General features: G+C 63.7%; 17 protein-coding genes. 5 read left to right on the top strand and 12 right to left on the bottom strand.

Annotation, left to right across the window (positions count from 1 at the left end; genetic code table 11):
* The 11 genes from kdpB to AC3RCM_RS08965 form a co-directional block, all read right to left on the bottom strand.
* Complete coding sequence (kdpB, locus tag AC3RCM_RS09015; protein WP_492629530.1) at positions 1-2,055, bottom strand: potassium-transporting ATPase subunit KdpB; 2,055 nt, start codon at positions 2,053-2,055, stop codon at positions 1-3.
* A gap of 9 nt (positions 2,056-2,064) precedes the next feature.
* Positions 2,065-3,759, bottom strand: a complete 1,695-nt coding sequence (kdpA, locus tag AC3RCM_RS09010; protein ID WP_492629529.1) for a potassium-transporting ATPase subunit KdpA — start codon at positions 3,757-3,759, stop codon at positions 2,065-2,067.
* Positions 3,760-3,768: 9 nt separating this feature from the next.
* Entirely contained in the window at positions 3,769-3,858 is a 90-nt protein-coding gene (kdpF, locus tag AC3RCM_RS09005) for a K(+)-transporting ATPase subunit F (protein WP_003251485.1), read from the bottom strand.
* A gap of 238 nt (positions 3,859-4,096) precedes the next feature.
* Positions 4,097-5,149: an AI-2E family transporter gene (locus tag AC3RCM_RS09000; protein ID WP_019750854.1), complete on the bottom strand. Its 1,053-nt coding sequence runs from the start codon at positions 5,147-5,149 to the stop codon at positions 4,097-4,099.
* Between the two features lie 12 nt (positions 5,150-5,161).
* Positions 5,162-5,956, bottom strand: coding sequence for a DUF4892 domain-containing protein (locus AC3RCM_RS08995; RefSeq protein WP_003251489.1), 795 nt, complete (start codon positions 5,954-5,956; stop codon positions 5,162-5,164).
* A gap of 109 nt (positions 5,957-6,065) precedes the next feature.
* Complete coding sequence (locus AC3RCM_RS08990; RefSeq protein WP_014860314.1) at positions 6,066-6,920, bottom strand: alpha/beta hydrolase; 855 nt, start codon at positions 6,918-6,920, stop codon at positions 6,066-6,068.
* Positions 6,917-7,705, bottom strand: coding sequence for an alpha/beta fold hydrolase (locus tag AC3RCM_RS08985; RefSeq protein ID WP_029615572.1), 789 nt, complete (start codon positions 7,703-7,705; stop codon positions 6,917-6,919). Before AC3RCM_RS08985 ends, AC3RCM_RS08990 begins: the two co-directional genes overlap by 4 nt.
* Positions 7,706-7,797: 92 nt before the next feature.
* Positions 7,798-8,172 carry a hypothetical protein gene (locus AC3RCM_RS08980; RefSeq protein WP_064493146.1) on the bottom strand — a complete coding sequence of 125 codons (375 nt, stop codon included), beginning with the start codon at positions 8,170-8,172 and terminating at the stop codon, positions 7,798-7,800.
* A 162-nt stretch (positions 8,173-8,334) separates the two neighbouring features.
* On the bottom strand, positions 8,335-8,793 hold the full coding sequence (sixA, locus tag AC3RCM_RS08975; RefSeq protein WP_019437943.1) for a phosphohistidine phosphatase SixA: 459 nt from the start codon (positions 8,791-8,793) through the stop codon (positions 8,335-8,337).
* Positions 8,790-9,137: a DUF4389 domain-containing protein gene (locus tag AC3RCM_RS08970; RefSeq protein ID WP_003251499.1), complete on the bottom strand. Its 348-nt coding sequence runs from the start codon at positions 9,135-9,137 to the stop codon at positions 8,790-8,792. Before AC3RCM_RS08970 ends, sixA begins: the two co-directional genes overlap by 4 nt.
* A 36-nt stretch (positions 9,138-9,173) precedes the next feature.
* Positions 9,174-10,199, bottom strand: a complete 1,026-nt coding sequence (locus tag AC3RCM_RS08965) for an NAD(P)H-dependent glycerol-3-phosphate dehydrogenase (protein ID WP_010954935.1) — start codon at positions 10,197-10,199, stop codon at positions 9,174-9,176.
* A 227-nt stretch (positions 10,200-10,426) separates the two neighbouring features.
* On the opposite strand from AC3RCM_RS08965, the gene AC3RCM_RS08960 reads away from it, so the two are divergent.
* The 5 genes from AC3RCM_RS08960 to fabB all read left to right on the top strand — a co-directional run bounded on the left by AC3RCM_RS08960 (position 10,427) and on the right by fabB (position 17,314).
* Positions 10,427-12,541, top strand: coding sequence for a TonB-dependent receptor plug domain-containing protein (locus AC3RCM_RS08960; RefSeq protein ID WP_064493145.1), 2,115 nt, complete (start codon positions 10,427-10,429; stop codon positions 12,539-12,541).
* Positions 12,541-13,431 carry an ABC transporter substrate-binding protein gene (locus AC3RCM_RS08955; protein WP_020191659.1) on the top strand — a complete coding sequence of 297 codons (891 nt, stop codon included), beginning with the start codon at positions 12,541-12,543 and terminating at the stop codon, positions 13,429-13,431. Before AC3RCM_RS08960 ends, AC3RCM_RS08955 begins: the two co-directional genes overlap by 1 nt.
* Positions 13,428-15,359, top strand: a complete 1,932-nt coding sequence (locus tag AC3RCM_RS08950) for an ATP-binding protein (protein ID WP_492629528.1) — start codon at positions 13,428-13,430, stop codon at positions 15,357-15,359. Before AC3RCM_RS08955 ends, AC3RCM_RS08950 begins: the two co-directional genes overlap by 4 nt.
* A gap of 207 nt (positions 15,360-15,566) precedes the next feature.
* Positions 15,567-16,082 (top strand): 3-hydroxyacyl-[acyl-carrier-protein] dehydratase FabA, encoded by a 516-nt coding sequence (fabA, locus tag AC3RCM_RS08945; protein ID WP_003251509.1) that lies wholly within the window; start codon positions 15,567-15,569, stop codon positions 16,080-16,082.
* Positions 16,083-16,093: 11 nt separating this feature from the next.
* Positions 16,094-17,314 (top strand): beta-ketoacyl-ACP synthase I, encoded by a 1,221-nt coding sequence (gene fabB, locus AC3RCM_RS08940; RefSeq protein ID WP_010954940.1) that lies wholly within the window; start codon positions 16,094-16,096, stop codon positions 17,312-17,314.
* Between the two features lie 156 nt (positions 17,315-17,470).
* On the opposite strand, the gene AC3RCM_RS08935 is transcribed toward fabB, so the two are convergent.
* On the bottom strand, positions 17,471-18,478 hold the full coding sequence (locus AC3RCM_RS08935; protein WP_492629527.1) for an amidohydrolase family protein: 1,008 nt from the start codon (positions 18,476-18,478) through the stop codon (positions 17,471-17,473).
* Positions 18,479-18,581 lie beyond the last annotated feature (103 nt).

Genomic DNA, 18,581 nt, shown 5'->3' with positions numbered 1-18,581 from the left:
TCAGACCAGGTTCAGGGCGTTGAGCAGCAGGTCGATCAGCTTGATCCCGGCAAACGGCACCACAATGCCGCCCAGCCCGTAGATCAGCAGGTTGCGCCGCAACAGGTGCGCCGCACTGGCCGCCTGCACGCGCACCCCACGCAGCGCCAGCGGGATCAGCACGATGATGATCAGCGCGTTGAACACGATCGCCGACAGGATGGCGCTCTGCGGGCTGGCCAGTTGCATCAGGTTGAGCACACCCAGTTGCGGGTAGATGGCAGCGAACAGCGCCGGCAGGATGGCGAAGTATTTGGCCACGTCGTTGGCAATGGAGAACGTTGTCAACGCACCGCGGGTGACCAGCAGCTCCTTGCCGACCTGGACTACGTCCAGCAGCTTGGTCGGGTCGCTGTCCAGGTCGACCATGTTGGCGGCCTCCCGCGCAGCCTGAGTGCCGTCGTTCATGGCCATGCCTACGTCAGCCTGGGCCAGTGCCGGGGCGTCGTTGGCACCGTCGCCACACATGGCAACCAGGCGGCCGTCATTCTGCTCCTGGCGAATGCGCGCCAGCTTCTTCTCGGGCGTGGCTTCGGCCAGCACGTCATCTACCCCCGCTTCGGCGGCGATGGCGGCCGCAGTCAACGGGTTGTCGCCGGTTACCATCACCGTGCGGATGCCCAGCTTGCGCAGCTCGGCGAAGCGCTCGCGGATGCCAGGCTTGACCACGTCCTTGAGGTGGATCACACCCAGCAAACGCTTGTCGACGCACACCAGCAACGGGGTGCCGCCACTCTGCGCGATGCGTTCGACTTCACGGGCCAGCGCCGCCGGCATTTCCAGGCGTTGCATACCGACGAAGGCCAGCACCGCATCGACGGCGCCCTTGCGGTACCGGTGCTGCTGGAAGTCGATGCCCGACAGGCGTGTCTCGGCACTGAAAGCCACCGCTTCGAACTGCCCGGCAAGCGGGTCGACAAAGTCGTGCAACTGGCGCAGGTATTCGACAATCGATTTGCCTTCAGCGGTGTCATCGGCCAGCGAGGCCAGCAAGGCGCCCTCCCCCAGCTCCTTGGCGGTAATGCCCGGTGCAGCATGCAGTGCGCTGCAGCGGCGGTTACCGAAGGTGATGGTGCCGGTCTTGTCGAGCATCAGCGTATGCACGTCCCCGGCCGCCTCGACGGCGCGGCCCGAGCGGGCAATGACATTCAGCCGTACCAGCCTGTCCATGCCGGCGATACCGATGGCCGACAGCAGGCCGCCGATGGTGGTCGGGATCAGCGTCACCAGCAGCGCGGCCAGGAAGATCAGCGGCAGGCTGCCACCCACGAAGTGGGCGAACGGCTGCAAGGTCACCACCACGATCAGGAAAATCAGGGTCAGGCCGATCAGCAGGATGTCGAGGGCGATTTCGTTCGGGGTCTTCTGCCGCTTGGCCCCTTCAACCAGGGCGATCATGCGGTCCAGGGTCGACTCGCCCGGGTTGCTGGTGATGCGGACAAGCAGCCAGTCGGAGACCAGCCGCGTATTGCCGGTCACCGCCGAGCGGTCGCCACCTGATTCGCGTATGACCGGCGCGGACTCGCCGGTAATGGCGGCCTCGTTGACGGCCGCAATGCCTTCAATCACCTCGCCGTCGCCGGGGATCATTTCGCCGGCGACCACGCGTACCACGTCGTCCTTGCGCAGCGCGCTGGCAGCTACCGTCTCGTAGCTGCCATCACGCAGACGACGCTGGGCGGTCAGGCCCTGGCTGCCGGCCTTGAGGCTGTCGGCGCGGGCCTTGCCACGGCCCTCGGCCAACGCCTCGGCGAAGTTGGCGAACAACACGGTGAACCACAGCCACAGGGCAATCTGCACCGCAACGCCGGTGCTCACGCCGCCGCCGGGGGCAAAACACAGCACGGTGGTCAGCACCGCGGTCAGGGCCACCACCAGCATTACCGGGGAGCGCTTGAGCTGACGCGGGTCGAGCTTGACGAACGCCTGCACCAGCGCCGGGCGCCACAGCGCGGCGAAGCGGGTCTGGTCCTTGGCATTGTGCCGGCTATTCACTTCAGGAATGGGCATGTTCATGATCGGTCCTCAAAAACCCAGGCTAAGGTGTTCGGCGATTGGCCCAAGGGCCAGGGTCGGCAGGAAGGTCAGGCCACCGACCAGCAGGATGGTCACCAGCAGCAAGCCGGTGAACAGCGGGCCGTGAGTCGGGAAGCTGTTCTGCCCCAGCGGCGCACTTTTTTTTGCCGCCAGGCTGCCGGCCAACGCCAGTATCGGCAGGATGTAGCCGAAGCGGCCGATGAGCATGGCCAGGCCGATCATCAGGTTGTGGTACACGGTGTTGGCGCCAAACCCGGCAAAGGCAGAGCCGTTGTTGGCCGAGCCCGAGGTATAGGCGTACAGCAACTGGCTGAAACCATGCGCCCCCGGGTTGGTGACCGCCCCGGCCGGGCCGGGCAGGCTGGCGGCGATGGCGCCAAGTACCAGCACGCCGACCGGCATCACCAGCAGGGTTGCCACCAGAAGCTGCACTTCACGGGCCTGCAGCTTCTTGCCCAGGTATTCCGGGGTACGGCCAATCATCAGCCCGGCCAGGAACACCGCGATAAGGACGAACAGCAGCATGCCGTAGAGGCCCGCGCCGACGCCGCCGAATATCACCTCGCCGACCATCATGTTGACCATCGCCACCATACCGGTCAGCGGGTTCAGGCTGTCGTGCATGGCGTTGACCGAACCGTTGGAGGCGGCGGTGGTGGTGACCGTCCACAGCACCGAACCGGTGGTGCCGAAGCGGCTTTCCTTGCCCTCCAGGGGGGCGGTCTGCTGCACCTGCGTGCTTTCCAGGGCCGGGTTTGGCTGGTGCTCGGACCACAGCGCCGTGCTACCGCCGATCAGGAACAGGGCAAGCATGCAGGCGAGGATGGCGCGGCTCTGACGCAGGTCCTTCACGTAGTGACCGAAGGTGAACACCAACGCCACCGGAATGAGGATGATCGATGCCACCTCGAACAGGTTGCTCCAGGCCGTTGGGTTTTCGAACGGGTGCGCCGAGTTGACGCCGAAGAAGCCACCGCCATTGGTACCCAATTGCTTGATGGCGATCTGGCTGGCGGCCGGCCCCAGCGGAATGGTCTGGTCGGCACCTTGCAAGGTCAGCGCGTGGGCGTAGTCGGCAAAGGTCTGCGGTACGCCCTGCCATACCAGCAACAGCGCCAGCAGCAAGCACAGCGGCAACAGGCCGTAGAGGGTGGCACGGGTCATGTCGACCCAGAAGTTGCCCAGCGTCGTCGCGCTGCGCCGGGCGATACCGCGGCACAGGGCAACCAGCACGGCCAGGCCGGTGGCAGGGCTGACAAAGTTCTGCACGGTCAGGCCAAGCATCTGGCTCAGGTAGCTGACCGACGCCTCACCGCTGTAGGCCTGCCAGTTGGTGTTGGTAACGAAACTGACGGCGGTGTTGAACGCCAGCGACCATTCCTGGCCAGGCAGGTGCTGAGGGTTGAGTGGCAGGTAGCCCTGCAACAGCAGCACGCTGAACAGCAGCAGGAAGCCGACCAGGTTGAACGCCAGCAGGGCCAGGGTGTATTGCCGCCAGTTCTGCTCCTGGCTGGCGTTCACACCCGCCAGCCGGTAACAGCCCTGCTCGACCGGCCCCAGCACAGGCGTCAGCCAGGTACGCCGGCCTTCCATGACCTTGAAGTAGAACCGCCCGAGCCAGGGTGCTGGTAGCAGCACAATGGCAAAGAATGCCAGGAGCAAGGCGAAATCGTAACTGTGCATGGCCGCTCCCTAGCTGCGATCGGCGCGCAGCAGCGCCACCAGCAGATAAAACGCCAATGCCACTGCCAGCAGCAGTGACAGCCCGTCGAGCATGTTCATGTGTGGTTCTCCCCGTGTTACGGCTTGGGCCGCTTTGGGGAAATTGTCCGAGGGAGAGGCGTAAAGGGGCGAGATCGGGGGGTGGGGGTGCGTATAAAGAATGCGTAAAAATCAGCGTGGTGGTCTGCCTGTAACGGCCTCTTCGCGGGCTTGCCCGCTCCCACAGATACCACACATGCCTTGAAGGCTGTGCAGTACCTGTGGGAGCGGGCAAGCCCGCGAAAGGGCCGTTACAGGCTTATTGTTGTGGCGGCTGCTGCGCCGCGTTACGGCTCCAGTCCAGCAGCAGGCTGTAGCCTACCGCCAGCAAGGTCGGCCCGATGAACAGGCCAATGAAGCCGAAGGCAAGCAAGCCGCCGAACACGCCCAGCAGCACGATCACCAGCGGCAGGTTGCCACCACGGCTGATCAGGTAGGGTTTGAGCACGTTGTCCACGCCGCTGATGACGAAGGTGCCCCAGACGCCCAGGAACACCGCCATGCCGTATTCGCCCTTCCACACCAGCCAAGCGGTGGCCGGGATCCAGGCCAGTGGCGGCCCCATGGGGATCAGGCTGAGCATGAAGGTCACCAACCCCAGCACGATCGCCCCAGGCACCCCCGCGATCAGGAAGCCGATCAACGCCAGCAGGGCCTGCGCGGCCGCCGTGCCGATCACCCCGTTGACCACCCGCTGCACGGTAGCGGCTACCAGGTCCAGGTAATACTCGGCGCGTTCGCCCACCAGCCGGTGCAGCAAGCGCAGCACGAATGCCGCCAAGCGTGGCCCGTCGCGGTAGAAGAAGAACACGAACACCAGGCTCAGGGTCAGTTCCAGCACGCCGCTGCCGATCTGCGCGCTGCGCGCCAGCAACCAGTTGCCCACCTGCCCAAAGTAAGGCTTGATCGAGGTAAGCAAGGCTGCGCCTTGCTGGTCCAGCGATTGCCAACCGTTGACCAGACGCTCGCCAACGAAAGGAATGCCACCCAGCCAGGCCGGTGCATCGGGCAGGCCGTCTACCTGCACGTCACGCACGAACGCCGTAGCGTCGCGAATGTGATCGGCCAGGTTGAACCCCAGCCACACCAGCGGCAGTGCCACGATCAGGATCCAGGCCATGGTCAGCAGGCCGGCGGCCAGCGTCTCGCGACCGCCCAGCAGGCGCGTAAGAAAGCGCATCAACGGCCAGCTGGCAAAGGCCAGGATGGCGCCCCACAGCAATGCCGATATGAACGGTGCCATCACCCACAGGCCGGCCCCCAGCAATGCCACCAGCAGAATCTGGACCAGCAGGCGATCATTGTTAACCATGAGGGTGCTCGTTCAAGGGATCAGTTCAAGGTGCAGGCCGTCTGTAGGCGCACTGCCGACTTCAAGACGGCGATTGCGCACCCCGGCCTTGACCAGCGCCTCGCGCCAGGCCTCAGCCTGGGCGCCACTGAGGCTGACGCGCAAGGTGCTGTCAAGGTTCAGGCTGCGGGCCAGCAGGTTTACCCAGGCGTCTTGCGGTGCAGCAAGGTCAGGGTAGTCGAGCTTGCCGGTGTCACGCATTTCGCGCAGCACCGTGGCAGCGGTTGGCAGCAGCTCGCCCAGCGGGCTGCCTGCGATGAACTCTTCCACATGCAGATAGGCACGGCGGTTGCCACGGGTAACACTGTACAGCGCGACCAAGGTGTCGGCCTCGTCTGCCGAGCGGCGTAGCAGGATGAACGCCTGCTGCTCGTCGCCTCCGTTGAGGCGGGCATTGGCGAACACATCATTGGCCCACAGGCTGGCCTCACCGCAATCACGCCCCTGACACCAGAACAACGGGTAGCCACCGTCGCGCACAAGTGCTTCGCGGGCACTGGTGAAGGCCTCGCGTGCAGTACGCTCAACAGGCAATTCGTAGGTTACCGAGCTGACCTGACCGCGGCTTTCGACTTTGTCATCGACCCGCAGGCGGCCACTGATCTTGCGTAGCGGGCCCATCGGGTAGACCCGCTCCTGTTCCGTCGCCGGGCGTTGATCGACCACCTTGGCGTCCTGCGGGACCGGCAGGACGCCGGCCCACGACACGGGGGTGGCGAGCACCAGACAGGCAGCCAAGGCAGTGCGAATGGAAACGGGTACGCTCATTGGCGAACCAGGCGGCGCTCAGCGCCGAATTGAAGCTCCAGGATGTCTGGCAGTTGCATGGTTGTCTCCCTGTTCAACCCGCCAAGCCTCGACACTTGTCCGGTGCAAGTCAAGCAAAGCCAAAGAAGCGATTGATACAGTCTGCAACAAGGGCCGCGCCCTGCGCATCGTTCAGGTGCAGGTGATGGCCGCCGGGTAGTGTCACCTGTTCAAAGGGTAGCTGCTCCAGCAACCCGGTGTGGCGCGCCAGCATGCCGTCGGCGGCCACCACCAACAGCGCCGGGCAACTCACCCGCCGCACATAGGCCATGGCCTGGGCCTCGCTCAGGCGCATCGGCGAGGGCAGGGTCAGCCGGCTGTCGCTGCGCCAGCTGTAGCCACCGGGCACTGGCATCAGGCCACGCTGGGCCAGCAGCTCGGCCGCTTCACGGCTGACCGCGACCATGCCTTTCATCCGGGCTTGCACCCCTGCTTCCAATGTCGCATACACCGACTTGCGTTTGCCATCCAGCCGCAACTGGGCTTGCAGCGCCATCCCCAAACGCTCGCCTGCATCCTGCTCGGCGCCGGTCGGCGGGATGACGCCGTCGATGAGCGCCAGGTGACTGACCCGATCGGGCAATGCACCGGCCAGTTGCACCGAAATGATCGCGCCCAGCGAATGCCCCAACAGGGCAAAACGCGGCCAACCCAGTTGCTCGGCCACGCGCAGCACGTCATGGGCATAGTCGGCCAGGGCATACCCGGCGCCGAGCGGGCGGTGCTCCGAATAGCCATGGCCAGCCAGGTCCAGGGCGACGAGGCGTAGACCTTTCAGCTGCGGTGCCAGGCGGGCAAAGCTGTTGGCGTTGTCCAGCCAGCCATGCAGGGCAATCACCGGCAGCCCGTCTTCGGGGCCGAACAGGTGTGCAGCCAGTTCGATATGGCCAAGGCTCAGACGAATTTCCTCAACGTGTGCGCTCATGCCTGGCTCCAGCGGTCGAACAGGCCCTTGATCAGGCTGGCAGTGTCGGCCGGGCGCTCCAGCGGGAACATGTGCCCACCCGGTACACTGTGGTATTCACCTTTGGGCATACTGCGCACAGCCAAGGTGTGGTGGCGACGAATGACGTTGCTGCGGTTGCCGCGCACCATGGCCAGCGGCACCTGCAACTGGCGCGCGGGGGCGGGGCTGGTATGCGGGATGCTGCGGTAGATGCTGATTTCAGTAGCAGGGTCGAAGCGCAACTGTAGCCCTTGCCCCACCACCTGCAGGCCATGTTCCACATAAGCGTCGAGGCAATCGGGATCGAAATGGCGGAACAGTGATTTGCCAGCGAAATAGTCCCGGGCGCTGTCGCGGTCATTGAACGTTTCGCGACGCCCCAGGGTGCGCCCGGCCGGTGTGATGCGGTCGATGAAACCAAAGCGCTTGGCTGTGCGCAGCAGCCATTGATCAGCGCGGGTGAGCACCGGAGAGTCGAGCATCACCAGCCCCCGGTAGTACTCGGGGCAGCGCAATGCCGCGTGCAGGTGCAACACGCCACCCAGCGAATGGCCAACGCCCCAGACCGGCTGGTCCTGCTGCGCCAGGTGATGCAACAATTCATCGACCAGGCTTTGCCAGTTTTCGTCCACGGGAAAGCGCGGGTCATGCGCATGCTGGGCCAGGTGCTGCACCTGATAGTCCGGCGCCAGCGCGGCAAACAGCTTGCCGTAGGTGGCCGATGGGAAACCGTTGGCATGGGCGAAGAAGATCTGCTGCGACATGGCGCCTGGTCCGGACCGGAATGATGGCCCATTGTCGGCATCGCGGGGCAGTTCGGCAATGTCCATAAAGGTCATCGGCGAGGGGGATCAGGTCATGCCGAGCGGTCGAAACTGCTCAGCGACCGACGCAGGCAGGCCTGCATGTAGGCCACTTGGCTCTCCAGCGCCTCGCGGGCCAGACGCTGGTCCTGGTAGTCCAGTTGCAGGCGGCGCAAGGCCAGACAACTGGTTTGCAGCAAGTGCGAGACCCGCAGGCAGGCATCCTGCAGCGTACGCAGGTCCTGCTCGCATTGTTGCCTCGCAGCAGGGTCCAGCCCGGGGTTGTCGGTCACCTTGCGCATCAGGTGGTAAAGCTTGGCATCGGCCGATTCACGCAGCAGGCTGTATTGGGCGAAATCCAGCGAAGTACCTTGGTCAACCTGTTCCAGGGTGGGTTGCAGGTCCAGGGAGCGCAACAGTTCCAGCATTTCACCCCTCATTCGCCGTTCCCTGATATTTGCCATGTGGCAACGCTAGCAAGCGGTGGTGAAGCGCGACAACTGACAAAAATGCCAGTTGCCTTATCGATCTTTACCCATGCCAGCATGCAGACGCGAGCGAAACAGTGGCCTGCACAAGCCATGGGAAGTTCAAGCGGGTGAGTGGATGGCCTGCAGCGTCATCAACCCGGCCAGCGGCCACTCCCCTTCCAGCTCCGCCAGGCTGGCAGTGCTCATGGCTGCCGGCTGTTGCCTGTGGCCGTGCTCCAGCGCACCGACCAAGGTACCTACCAGCGGCTGGTGGCTGACCAGCAGCACATGCTCAAGCCCCAGGCGCTCGATTTCGCCGATGACCTGCTGCACATCACCCTCGGGCGTCAGCCAGGGCACGGTGCGCACCGGTTCGGCGAAGCCCAGGGTGTCATGCACCAGCGCGGCGGTCTGCTGGGCGCGTACGTAAGGGCTGGCAACAATCGCCTGCAATGGCTGCCCGATCAGGTAAGCCGCACTGTGCAGCACCTGCTCGCGACCATGGGCAGTCAACCGGCGCTCGGCATCCGTCTTGGCCCGCGGCTCAGCTTCACCGTGGCGCAGCACCCACAGCTTCACAGCTTGGGTTCCTCGTCACGCACCGGATGCGCGGCCGGTGCCACGGCGTGCGCTGCTTCACCTTCCGGCGCACGCGGGGCCGGCCAGTCTGCGAACGGCCACGGCTTCTGGTCGCTGTGGAAACTGCCGAAGCGGCCGATCTGTGCCAGGTACTGGCTCAGGCTGTCGCCGAAGTTCATCAGGCTGGCGCTGGGCGCGCCATACACCAGTCGGTAGATCAGCTGTACCAGCACCAGGCCACCCAACAGCAACTCGGCCAGTTGCCAGACCACCAGGAACACCAGCATCCACAGCACCCGCAGGATGATCGACTCGCGCTGGGCGCGTTCGGGCGTATCGTTCATGTGTTGCTCCTTGCTCGTGTCAGAGCCGCCAAGGGCTCAGTTGAAACCGCTGATGGAAATGAAATCGACATCGGTCTTGGGCTCGGCGCGCATCAGGTGCTCGATCACCTGGTTCAGCGTGCGCCCTTCGAACAGGATGGCATGCAGGCCAGCCACCAGCGGCATGTACACCTGCACTTGCTGGGCCTTGGTCTTGAGCACCTTGAGCGTGTTGACCCCCTCGGCCACTTCGCCCAGGCGGTTGACCGCCTCTTCCAGGCTTTGGCCCTGCCCCAGTGCGTAGCCAACCTGATAGTTGCGGCTCTTGGGCGAGGAGCAGGTGACGATCAGGTCACCGACACCGGCCAGGCCGAGGAACGTCATGGGGTTGGCGCCCTGGCTGACGGCGAAACGGGTCATCTCGGCCAAGGCCCGGGTAATCAGCATGCTCTTGGTGTTCTCGCCCATCCCCAAGGCCACAGCCATGCCGGCGATGATCGCGTAGACGTTCTTCAGTGCACCGCCCAGTTCGACGCCGAAACGGTCGGCACTGGCGTAGACGCGGAAGGTGCGCCCGTGCAGCACGGCCTGTACCTGCTGGCACAGGTCTTCGTGCTCACTGGCCACCACTGTGGCAGTCAGCGCATGTTCGGCGATTTCGCGCGCCAGGTTGGGCCCCGACAAAACGCCGATGCGCGCCTCGGGGGCGATCTCTTCGAGGATCTGGCTCATCAGCTTGAAGCTTTGCGCTTCGATGCCCTTGGTCAGGCTGACCAGGCCCTTGCCGCGCAGCAGCTCGGCATGCGGTGCCAGCACGCTGCGCAAGGCACTCGATGGCAAGGCAACGAAGATCAGCTCGCTGGCCTGCAGGGTGGCCAGCAAGTCGTTGACCGGCTCAACCCCATCGTGCAGGCGGATACCCTTGAGGTAGCGCGGATTCTCGCGATTCACACGCATGGCCTCGGCCTGCGCCGGGTCGCGCATCCATTGGCGCACCGGCACACCGTTTTCCGCCAGCAGGTTCGCCACGGCGGTGCCGAAGCTGCCGCCGCCCAGAACCGCAACAGGTTGCTGTTCAGTCATATCCAATCCATTAAAGCCAAAAGTTAAGTGGCGACCCCGCCATTATACGGCTCGCCTGCTACAGAACCAGTGTCTGGGCGTTTGCGGTATTTGCCATGGCATTTTCGGAGCCGTCGAGATCGAGCGCCGCCACGCGGTACTTTTCAAGACGTACGCCCGACACCCACTGGCAAAACCCCCACGGTCAGTTACCATGCCTGTTTCAATCCTGAAACAAAGGCCGCTCCGTGTTCCCTGGCACGCCCCCGTACCCGCGCCTGCTGTTATTGACCGCCCTGCTCGGCGGTCAGGCCGTGGCCGACGACCTGTTCATCGACAACACCGACCTGCCACAGGTTCTGACCGCCACACGCCTGAAACAATCCCCCGCCGCTGTCCCGGGCAGCATGACCGTACTCGACAGCGAACTGATTCGCGCCAGCGGTGCCCGTGACATCCCCGAACTGCTGCGCCTGGTACCGGGCATGATGATCGGCTACGGTGCCGGTAATCAACCCACGGTCAACTACCACGGCAGCAACGTCAACGACGCACGGCGCATGCAGGTATTGATCGATGGCCGCTCGGTATACCGCGCAGGCCTGGCCACGGTGGACTGGAGCGACATCCCCTTGGCCATGGAGGATATCGAGCGCATCGAGGTATTCCGCGGCCCGAATACCGTCAGCTATGGCGCCAACGCGCTGATGGCGGTGGTCAACATCCTCACCCGCAAACCCGCCGACAGCCATGGTACGCGGCTGAAAGTGACACGCGGCCAGGACGGTATCAACGACTTCTATGCCAGCCACGGCTTGGGTTGGGACGGTGGCGACATGCGCCTGTCGCTGTCGGGCCAACAGGACGACGGCTTCGATGAGAACCAGTTCGGCCAGGACTACCGCGACAGCCGCCGCCTGACCCGCTTCAACCTCAGCGCCAACCACAACCTGGCGGTCGACCAGACCCTGGAGTGGCAACTGGCGGCCAAGGAAGGCAGCAATCAGCGGCCCTACACCTACCAGCCGGTGTTCCAGCAGTACGAGTCCGGGAACAATGCCGACGTCAACGCCAAGGACTATGCGGGCTCGTTGCGCTGGACCAAGGACTTCAGCGCTGAACACAGCCTTTATATCCAGGGCTCAGCCCAGCATTTTGATCGCCAGCAAGTGTGGCGCGCCTGTGATGCCTTGCAGTCGTTCAGCCCCGAACTGACCCAGCTCTGGCAGATGAACCCCGACTTCGCCGAAAAAGTGGCGCGCGGCATTGCGACTGGCGCCCCCCTTTCCACTGACGACCCTGCCCTGAAAGGGCTTCTGCAGAAAGTGCAGCAACAATGGGATGAGGGTGGAAAGCAGCAGGTCTGCGGCGATGTCGATCAGAGCACCCGTGAAACCCGCTACGACCTGGAAATCCAGGACACCCTGAGCCTGACCGACAGCCTGCGTCTGCTCAGTGGCATGAACTACCGCTATGATCGCGCCGACTCGCAGACCTACTTCAACGGCAGCATCGACGACCAGACATGGCGCCTGTTCGGCCAGCTGGAATGGCGGGCCGACGAGCACTGGATACTGCAAGGTGGGGCCATGTTCGAAGACTCGCGCCTGTCTGGCAGTTCGCTGACCCCGCGCGTGGCGGTCAACTACCTGATCACCCCGCGCCACGGCCTGCGTGCGGTGTACTCCGAAGCGGTGCGCTCGCCCGACATGTTCGAGAACAACGTCAACTGGAGTTACACGGTCAAGAACCTCACCCCCAATTCATTCGGCCTGCAAAACGGTGAGTACTTCGTCAAGACCCGTGGCCCTGGCGACCTTGAACAGGAGCGCATGCGCTCGCGCGAGCTAGGCTACAACGGCTACTTCAGCGACCTCGACCTGAGCCTGGATGTGAAGCTGTTCTACGACGAGATCACCGGCATGATCAGCGAGCCTCTGAGGAACAACCAGTACATCGCCAGCAACGCCAACAAGGCCCGTTTCAGCGGCAGCGAGGCGCAAATGGACTGGCGCCCCACCCTGCGCGACCGCCTGCGCCTGACCTATGCCTACGTCGATGCCTGGGCCAGCAACCCCGACGACCGTCGCCTCAGCGCCCGTAACAGCGGCTCGGCCGGGTGGATGCGCGAATGGGGTGCCGGCTGGTCGAGCGCGCTGTTCTACTACGGCGACGATGCCCTCAACCAGTACCGCTACGAGCGTCTGGACCTGCGCCTGGCCAAGCGTTTTCGGGTGTATGGCAGCAACCTGGAGCTGGCGGCGCTGTGGCAGCAGCGCCTGGACGATGAACCCACCTCGGCCCTGCAGAACCGTTATGACAGCCGTCACCGCCTGAGCGTGAGCGCGGAGCTGGAGTTCTGATGGCCCTGCTGCTGCGCCTGTTGCTGCTCTGCCTGTGGCCGTTGGGGCCTTTGTCCGCCAGCGAAGTCCTGCTGGTGGGGGCTGAGGACCAGCCCGGTGTCCGCAGCTTCATCGCCGCCCTGGAAAGCCGCCGGCCACACGATCATGTGCAGTTTCAAACCACCGCCAACCTGCCGCGCCCGGGCAAGCTCAAAGCCGACCAACGCCTGATCCTGCTCGACAACGCAGCACTGGAATGGCGCCTGGGGGAAACCGCCGGCCCGCCGGCGCTGGTCATGCGGGTCAGCCGGGTACAGGCTGAACAGCGCCTGGGAAAGTCGCGCCCCGCGTTCCTCACACTGCTGTGGAGCGACGCACCGCTGGGACGGCAACTGCGCCTGGCACGTTACCTGTTGCCGCAGGCCAGGCGCATTGGCGTGCTGTACGGCGAGCACAGCAGCTTTCTGCTGGACGAACTGCGCCATGCTGCACGGCCGCTAGGCCTGGAGATCGTGGCCCAGGACTGGTCCGACCCGCGTGACAACAGGCCCCTGCAGCACCTGCTGGGCAACAGCGATGTGCTCCTGGGCCTGGACGACCCTGACTTGTACAACTCCAAGACTGCAAAGAACCTGCTGTTGAGCAGTTATGGCCGGCAGATGGCACTGATCGGCCCGAACGCCGGCTTCGTTCGCGCCGGCGCCCTGGCCAGTACCTACAGCGACCAGGACGACTGGCTGTGGGTGCTCGACCAGTTGCTCGACCAGCCGCCGACGCGCTGGCCGCGAAGCCTGTACCCGGTGCGTTACGGCGTCAGTGGCAACCAGCAGGTGGCCCGTGCCCTGGGTCTTGAACCAATCGATCAGAACGCCGCCGTCAAGGCCCTGGCCGAGGGAGAACCCACCCAATGAGCAAACGCTTGAGCTGGGACATTCATACCCGCACGCAGATCATCAGTCTCGGCCCCGCGCTGCTACTGACCTTGCTCTTGATCAGCTTCTTTACCTTCGTACGCATCCAGGACCTGCGCCAGGAACTCAACCACACCGGGCAACTGATCGCCAACCAGTTGGCACCGGCGTCGGAATATGGGGTGATTTCGGGCAACAACGAAGTGCTTGAAGGGCTGATGCGTGCCACCCTCAGCATCCCGCACGTGCGCTTTCTGGAAGTGCAGGACAGCCGCAACCACATCCTGGTGTACGTCGAGCAGTCCGATGAAAGTGCCAACCGCGCGCAACAGGTCGAGGTGTTCCAGGCGCCCATTCGCCTGCAGCAAATCCGCCTGGACAACGACTTCCTGCAACAGGGCAAAGCCACCACCCCGGCCATCGGTGACGACTACCTGGGCCGCGTGATCGTCGGCATGTCCGATGACGCCTTCAGTCAGCGCCAGCAGGAAATCGTGATCAAGGCCGGGATCCTGGCGATGTTCGCCCTGCTGTTCACCTTCTTGCTGGCACGCCGCCTGGCCCTGAGCCTGGCCAAGCCGATCAGCGACATGGGCCACGCGGTCAAGGCGATTCAGCAAGGCGAGTACAACACCCCCTTGCCGGTCGTCGACGACAGCGAGCTGGGCCACTTGGCCCGCCACATCAATAACCTGGCCAGCGCCCTGGAGCAGGCCAGCGATGAACAGAAGCAGGCCATCGCCGAACTGATCCAGGCCCGCGAGGAGGCCGAACAGGCCAACCGTGCCAAATCGGATTTCCTGGCGATGATGAGCCATGAGTTGCGCACCCCGATGAATGGCGTGCTGGGCATGCTGCAACTGCTGGAAACCACACCGCTAAGCAGTGAACAGGCCGATTACACGGCAGTGGCCAGCGAGTCCACCGGGCATTTGCTCAAGGTCATCAACGACATCCTCGATTTTTCGCGCATCGAACGCGCCGCGCTGCAGCTGGAGCACATCGACTTCAACCTGGGCGAGCTGATCACCAACAGTGTCCAGTCGTTCCAGCACAGCGCCCAGCAACGCGGCCTGGGCCTGCACCTGCAACTGCCGGCCGGCATCGAGCAGCTGCAGGTGAACGGCGACCCCACGCGCATCCGCCAGATCCTGCTGAACCTGATAGGCAACGCCCTGAAGTTCACCGAACGCGGCCAGGTGCAAGTCGACGCACGCTGGCAGGTGCTCGACCGGCAGTTGATCTGGCTGACCTGCAGCGTGCGCGACACCGGCATCGGCATCGACAGCGACCGCCTGGAAATGATGTTCGTCGCCTTCCAGCAGGCCGACAGCTCGATTTCCCGTCGTTATGGCGGCACCGGGCTGGGGCTGTCGATCGCTCGTACCCTGGCCGAGCGCATGGGCGGCAAGCTACGCGGTGAAAGCCGTGAAGGCCTGGGTTCGACCTTCACCCTGGAGATGCCGTTGGCCCTTGCCAACCCTGCCCCCGTCCCGTTGACGCCGCCAACGACTGTACGAACGACGGTGCCGGACAATGATCAGGTACTGCTGGTGGAGGACAATCCGGTCAACCGGAGCGTCGTGGAAGCCATGCTGCGCAGCCTGGGGCTGGCAGTATGCACGGCAGAAGATGGCCTTGAAGCCGTCGAACTGGTCGGCCGGCAGCGCTTTGCTGCCGTGCTGATGGATTGCCGCCTGCCGCACCTGGACGGCTATGAAGCCACCCGACGCATCCGCCAGTTGCCCAACGGCGCTGGGCTACCGATCATCGCCCTGACCGCCAACGCGTTGCAGGGCGATCGTGAACGTTGCATGGCCGCCGGTATGGACGATTACCTGAGCAAACCCTTGCGCCGCACCGAATTGCAGCAGGTGCTGCAGCGCTGGTTACCCGGTCAGACAACCGCGACTGGCGATAAATGCTAAAGTGCGGCAGTCTTAAACACTGGACAGGACCTTCATCGGACCTGAAAATAGACGTTTCAGTGCACACCTGTACTTCTTTCACCAGGTGCGCTGTGACTTTCACCACAACGCAATAGTCTACCTGTAGGCTGCCGTCTCGAAGCGCTTGGTTTTCGGGCCGGCCGGGAAGATTCATCCCCTGCCGCAGGGGGTTATTGAGGAGCTCGCATGACCAAACAACACGCCTTTACTCGGGAAGACCTGCTGCGCTGCAGTCGCGGTGAGCTGTTCGGCCCAGGTAATGCGCAACTGCCCGCGCCGAACATGCTGATGGTCGATCGCATCACCCATATCAGCGAAGAAGGCGGCAAGTACGGCAAAGGTGAATTGGTCGCCGAGCTGGATATCAACCCGGACCTGTGGTTCTTCGCCTGCCATTTCGAAGGCGATCCGGTAATGCCGGGCTGCCTGGGCCTCGACGCCATGTGGCAGCTGGTTGGCTTCTTCCTCGGCTGGCAGGGCCTGCCGGGCCGTGGCCGCGCCCTGGGTTCGGGCGAGGTGAAATTCTTTGGCCAGGTACTGCCTGAAGCCAAGAAAGTCACGTACAACATTCACATCAAGCGCGTCCTGAAGGGCAAGCTGAACATGGCCATCGCCGATGGCTCGGTCAGCGTCGACGGCCGCGAGATCTACACTGCCGAAGGCCTGCGGGTCGGCGTGTTCACCTCCACTGACAATTTCTAAGGGTTATTCGCATGCGCCGCGTCGTTATCACTGGTCTGGGCATCGTATCGTGCCTGGGCAATGACAAAGCTACCGTCACCGAAAACCTGCGCAACAGCCGTCCGGGTATCCGTTTCAACCCGGAATACAAGGAAATGGGGCTGCGTAGCCAGGTTTCCGGGTCCATCGACCTCAACCTCGAAGAACTGATCGACCGCAAGGTTTACCGCTTCGTCGGCCATGCGGCTGCCTACGCCTACCTGGCCATGCAGGACGCGATCAAGGACGCTGGCCTGACCGAAGAGCAGGTTTCCAACCCGCGTACCGGCCTGGTGGCGGGTTCCGGCGGCGCCTCGACCCTGAACCAGATGGAAGCGCTGGACACCCTGCGTGAGAAAGGCGTCAAGCGCGTCGGCCCATACCGCGTTACCCGCACCATGGGCAGCACCGTTTCGGCATGCCTGGCCACCCCGTTCAAGATCAAGGGCATCAACTACTCGATCTCGTCGGCCTGCGCCACCTCGGCTCACTGCATCGGTACCGCACTGGAGCAGATCCAGTGGGGCAAGCAGGACATCGTCTTCGCCGGTGGTGGTGAAGAAGAGCACTGGAGCCAGTCGTTCCTGTTCGATGCCATGGGCGCCCTGTCGACCAAGCGCAACGAAACCCCGGAACTGGCCTCGCGCGCCTACGACGCTGACCGTGATGGCTTCGTCATCGCTGGCGGTGGCGGCATGGTCGTGGTCGAGGAACTGGAACACGCCCTGGCCCGCGGCGCCAAGATCTACGCCGAAATCGTTGGCTACGGTGCGACTTCCGACGGCTACGACATGGTTGCACCGAGCGGCGAAGGCGCCATCCGCTGCATGCAGCAGGCGCTTTCCACTGTCGACACCCCGATCGACTACCTGAACACCCACGGTACCTCGACTCCGGTCGGTGACGTGGCCGAGATCAAGGGCGTGCGTGCCGTGTTCGGCGACAAGGCTCCGAAGATCAGCTCCACCAAGAGCCTGTCGGGTCACTCGCTGGGCGCTGCCGGCGTGCACGAGGCGATCTACTGCCTGCTGATGATGGAAAACAACTTCATCGCCGGCTCTGCCAACATCGACGAGCTGGACGCGGAAGTCGCCGACTTGCCAATCCTGCGTAAAACCGAAGAAAACGCCAAGATCGACACGGTCATGAGCAACAGCTTCGGCTTCGGCGGCACCAACGCCACCCTGGTGCTCAAGCGCTGGGAAGGCAAGTAAGACGCTGCTGCTGTAAATGAAAACGCCCCGACTGGTTCGGGGCGTTTTTGTTTGGTTGCCTGTGCTGGCCTCTTCGCGGGTAAACCCACCACACAAGCCTTCAGCGCTGTGCCCACCCTGTAGGAGCGGGTTTACCCGCGAAGAGGCCCGCACAGGTCACTGCTGTACCTTGGGCAACACCGCCAGAAAGTTCTCCCGGGCCACCTTGTGCGCCACCGACTCCGGCAAGGCATCCAGAAACGGCTTGAACCCGTGCATCTGCTCCCCCAGGCTGCCAAACCGCCCCACCACATCCGACCCCAGCATGAACCGCTCCGGGTACTTCTCGACCAGCGCCAGCCATTCCTTGCGCGGCGCGCCCTGCTCATCCAGCAAATACGGCTGCAGCACACTCCACGACAAATCGACATACAGGTTCGGGTAGTCCTCCAGCAATCGCGTCAGCACCGGCAGTAGAAAGTCCATCTGCGTCTGGTGGCGATGTATCTCCATGCTGCTGCCCGCATGCGCCCAGATGAATCGCGTATGCGGGTGATTGCGCAGCGGCTCTTCGATCTCCGCCAGGTACAGTGGGTTGCGCTCGCGCTTGGAGGTGATGTTGGAATGCAGCAGAACGGGCAGGTCGCGCTCGGCCGCCAGGTGGTAGATACGCGTCATGGCCTCATTATTGGCACGTGGCGTGTCGCCACTGGTCAGCGCTGTCAGGTCATCATGTCGGGTGAACACCTCGCCGATGCCCTGCCAAAGGCCCGGGTACAAATCGAGCATGCGCTCGATATGGCTGACCGCATTCTTGTCCACCGGGTTGAAACCGCTGAGGAACGGGTGGAAGCGCTTGCGCTGCTCACTTGGCAATTGCTGCAGCGCCGCCGCCACGTAAGTATCAGTGGCGCTGTACCAGTAGGCATCAGCGTCATCACCGGCGTAGTAGCGCGGGCGCTTGGGTTCGTCTTCGTGCCATTTCTTGGCCACCGGTATGCCTGAAATCATCGACTGCTCAACCCCTGCGGCATCCATGGCCTTGATCAGCGCCGGCATGCCTTCACTTTCCTGGAAGAAGTCCACGTAGTGCAGGTGGGCATCACTGTAGCGGTACTCGCGCGCCTGGGCCCCCTGGCACAGCCAGCCGAACAACAGCACACAAGCCAGCGCTCTGGCGGTCATGGTCATCCTCCTCTTGCAAGTACGAACCCAGTAGACCAGGCGGCCGCCAAGACGGTTCAGCCACGGCGGGCAAACCGCTATGCTTGAGGCACTTCCACCGTGC

The organism is Pseudomonas sp. GW823-FHT05G12, from assembly GCF_058795575.1.
Note: the sequence above shows the minus strand (reverse complement) of the source record. Positions and strands in the feature narration are given on the sequence as shown.

Coding starts and splice junctions, on each gene's coding strand:
- kdpB (WP_492629530.1), bottom strand. CDS start 2,055: ATGAACATGCCCATTCCTGAAGTGAATAGCCGGCACAATGCCAAGGAC.
- kdpA (WP_492629529.1), bottom strand. CDS start 3,759: ATGCACAGTTACGATTTCGCCTTGCTCCTGGCATTCTTTGCCATTGTG.
- kdpF (WP_003251485.1), bottom strand. CDS start 3,858: ATGAACATGCTCGACGGGCTGTCACTGCTGCTGGCAGTGGCATTGGCG.
- AC3RCM_RS09000 (WP_019750854.1), bottom strand. CDS start 5,149: ATGGTTAACAATGATCGCCTGCTGGTCCAGATTCTGCTGGTGGCATTG.
- AC3RCM_RS08995 (WP_003251489.1), bottom strand. CDS start 5,956: ATGAGCGTACCCGTTTCCATTCGCACTGCCTTGGCTGCCTGTCTGGTG.
- AC3RCM_RS08990 (WP_014860314.1), bottom strand. CDS start 6,920: ATGAGCGCACACGTTGAGGAAATTCGTCTGAGCCTTGGCCATATCGAA.
- AC3RCM_RS08985 (WP_029615572.1), bottom strand. CDS start 7,705: ATGTCGCAGCAGATCTTCTTCGCCCATGCCAACGGTTTCCCATCGGCC.
- AC3RCM_RS08980 (WP_064493146.1), bottom strand. CDS start 8,172: ATGCTGGAACTGTTGCGCTCCCTGGACCTGCAACCCACCCTGGAACAG.
- AC3RCM_RS08970 (WP_003251499.1), bottom strand. CDS start 9,137: ATGAACGATACGCCCGAACGCGCCCAGCGCGAGTCGATCATCCTGCGG.
- AC3RCM_RS08965 (WP_010954935.1), bottom strand. CDS start 10,199: ATGACTGAACAGCAACCTGTTGCGGTTCTGGGCGGCGGCAGCTTCGGC.
- AC3RCM_RS08955 (WP_020191659.1), top strand. CDS start 12,541: ATGGCCCTGCTGCTGCGCCTGTTGCTGCTCTGCCTGTGGCCGTTGGGG.
- AC3RCM_RS08950 (WP_492629528.1), top strand. CDS start 13,428: ATGAGCAAACGCTTGAGCTGGGACATTCATACCCGCACGCAGATCATC.
- fabA (WP_003251509.1), top strand. CDS start 15,567: ATGACCAAACAACACGCCTTTACTCGGGAAGACCTGCTGCGCTGCAGT.
- fabB (WP_010954940.1), top strand. CDS start 16,094: ATGCGCCGCGTCGTTATCACTGGTCTGGGCATCGTATCGTGCCTGGGC.
- AC3RCM_RS08935 (WP_492629527.1), bottom strand. CDS start 18,478: ATGACCGCCAGAGCGCTGGCTTGTGTGCTGTTGTTCGGCTGGCTGTGC.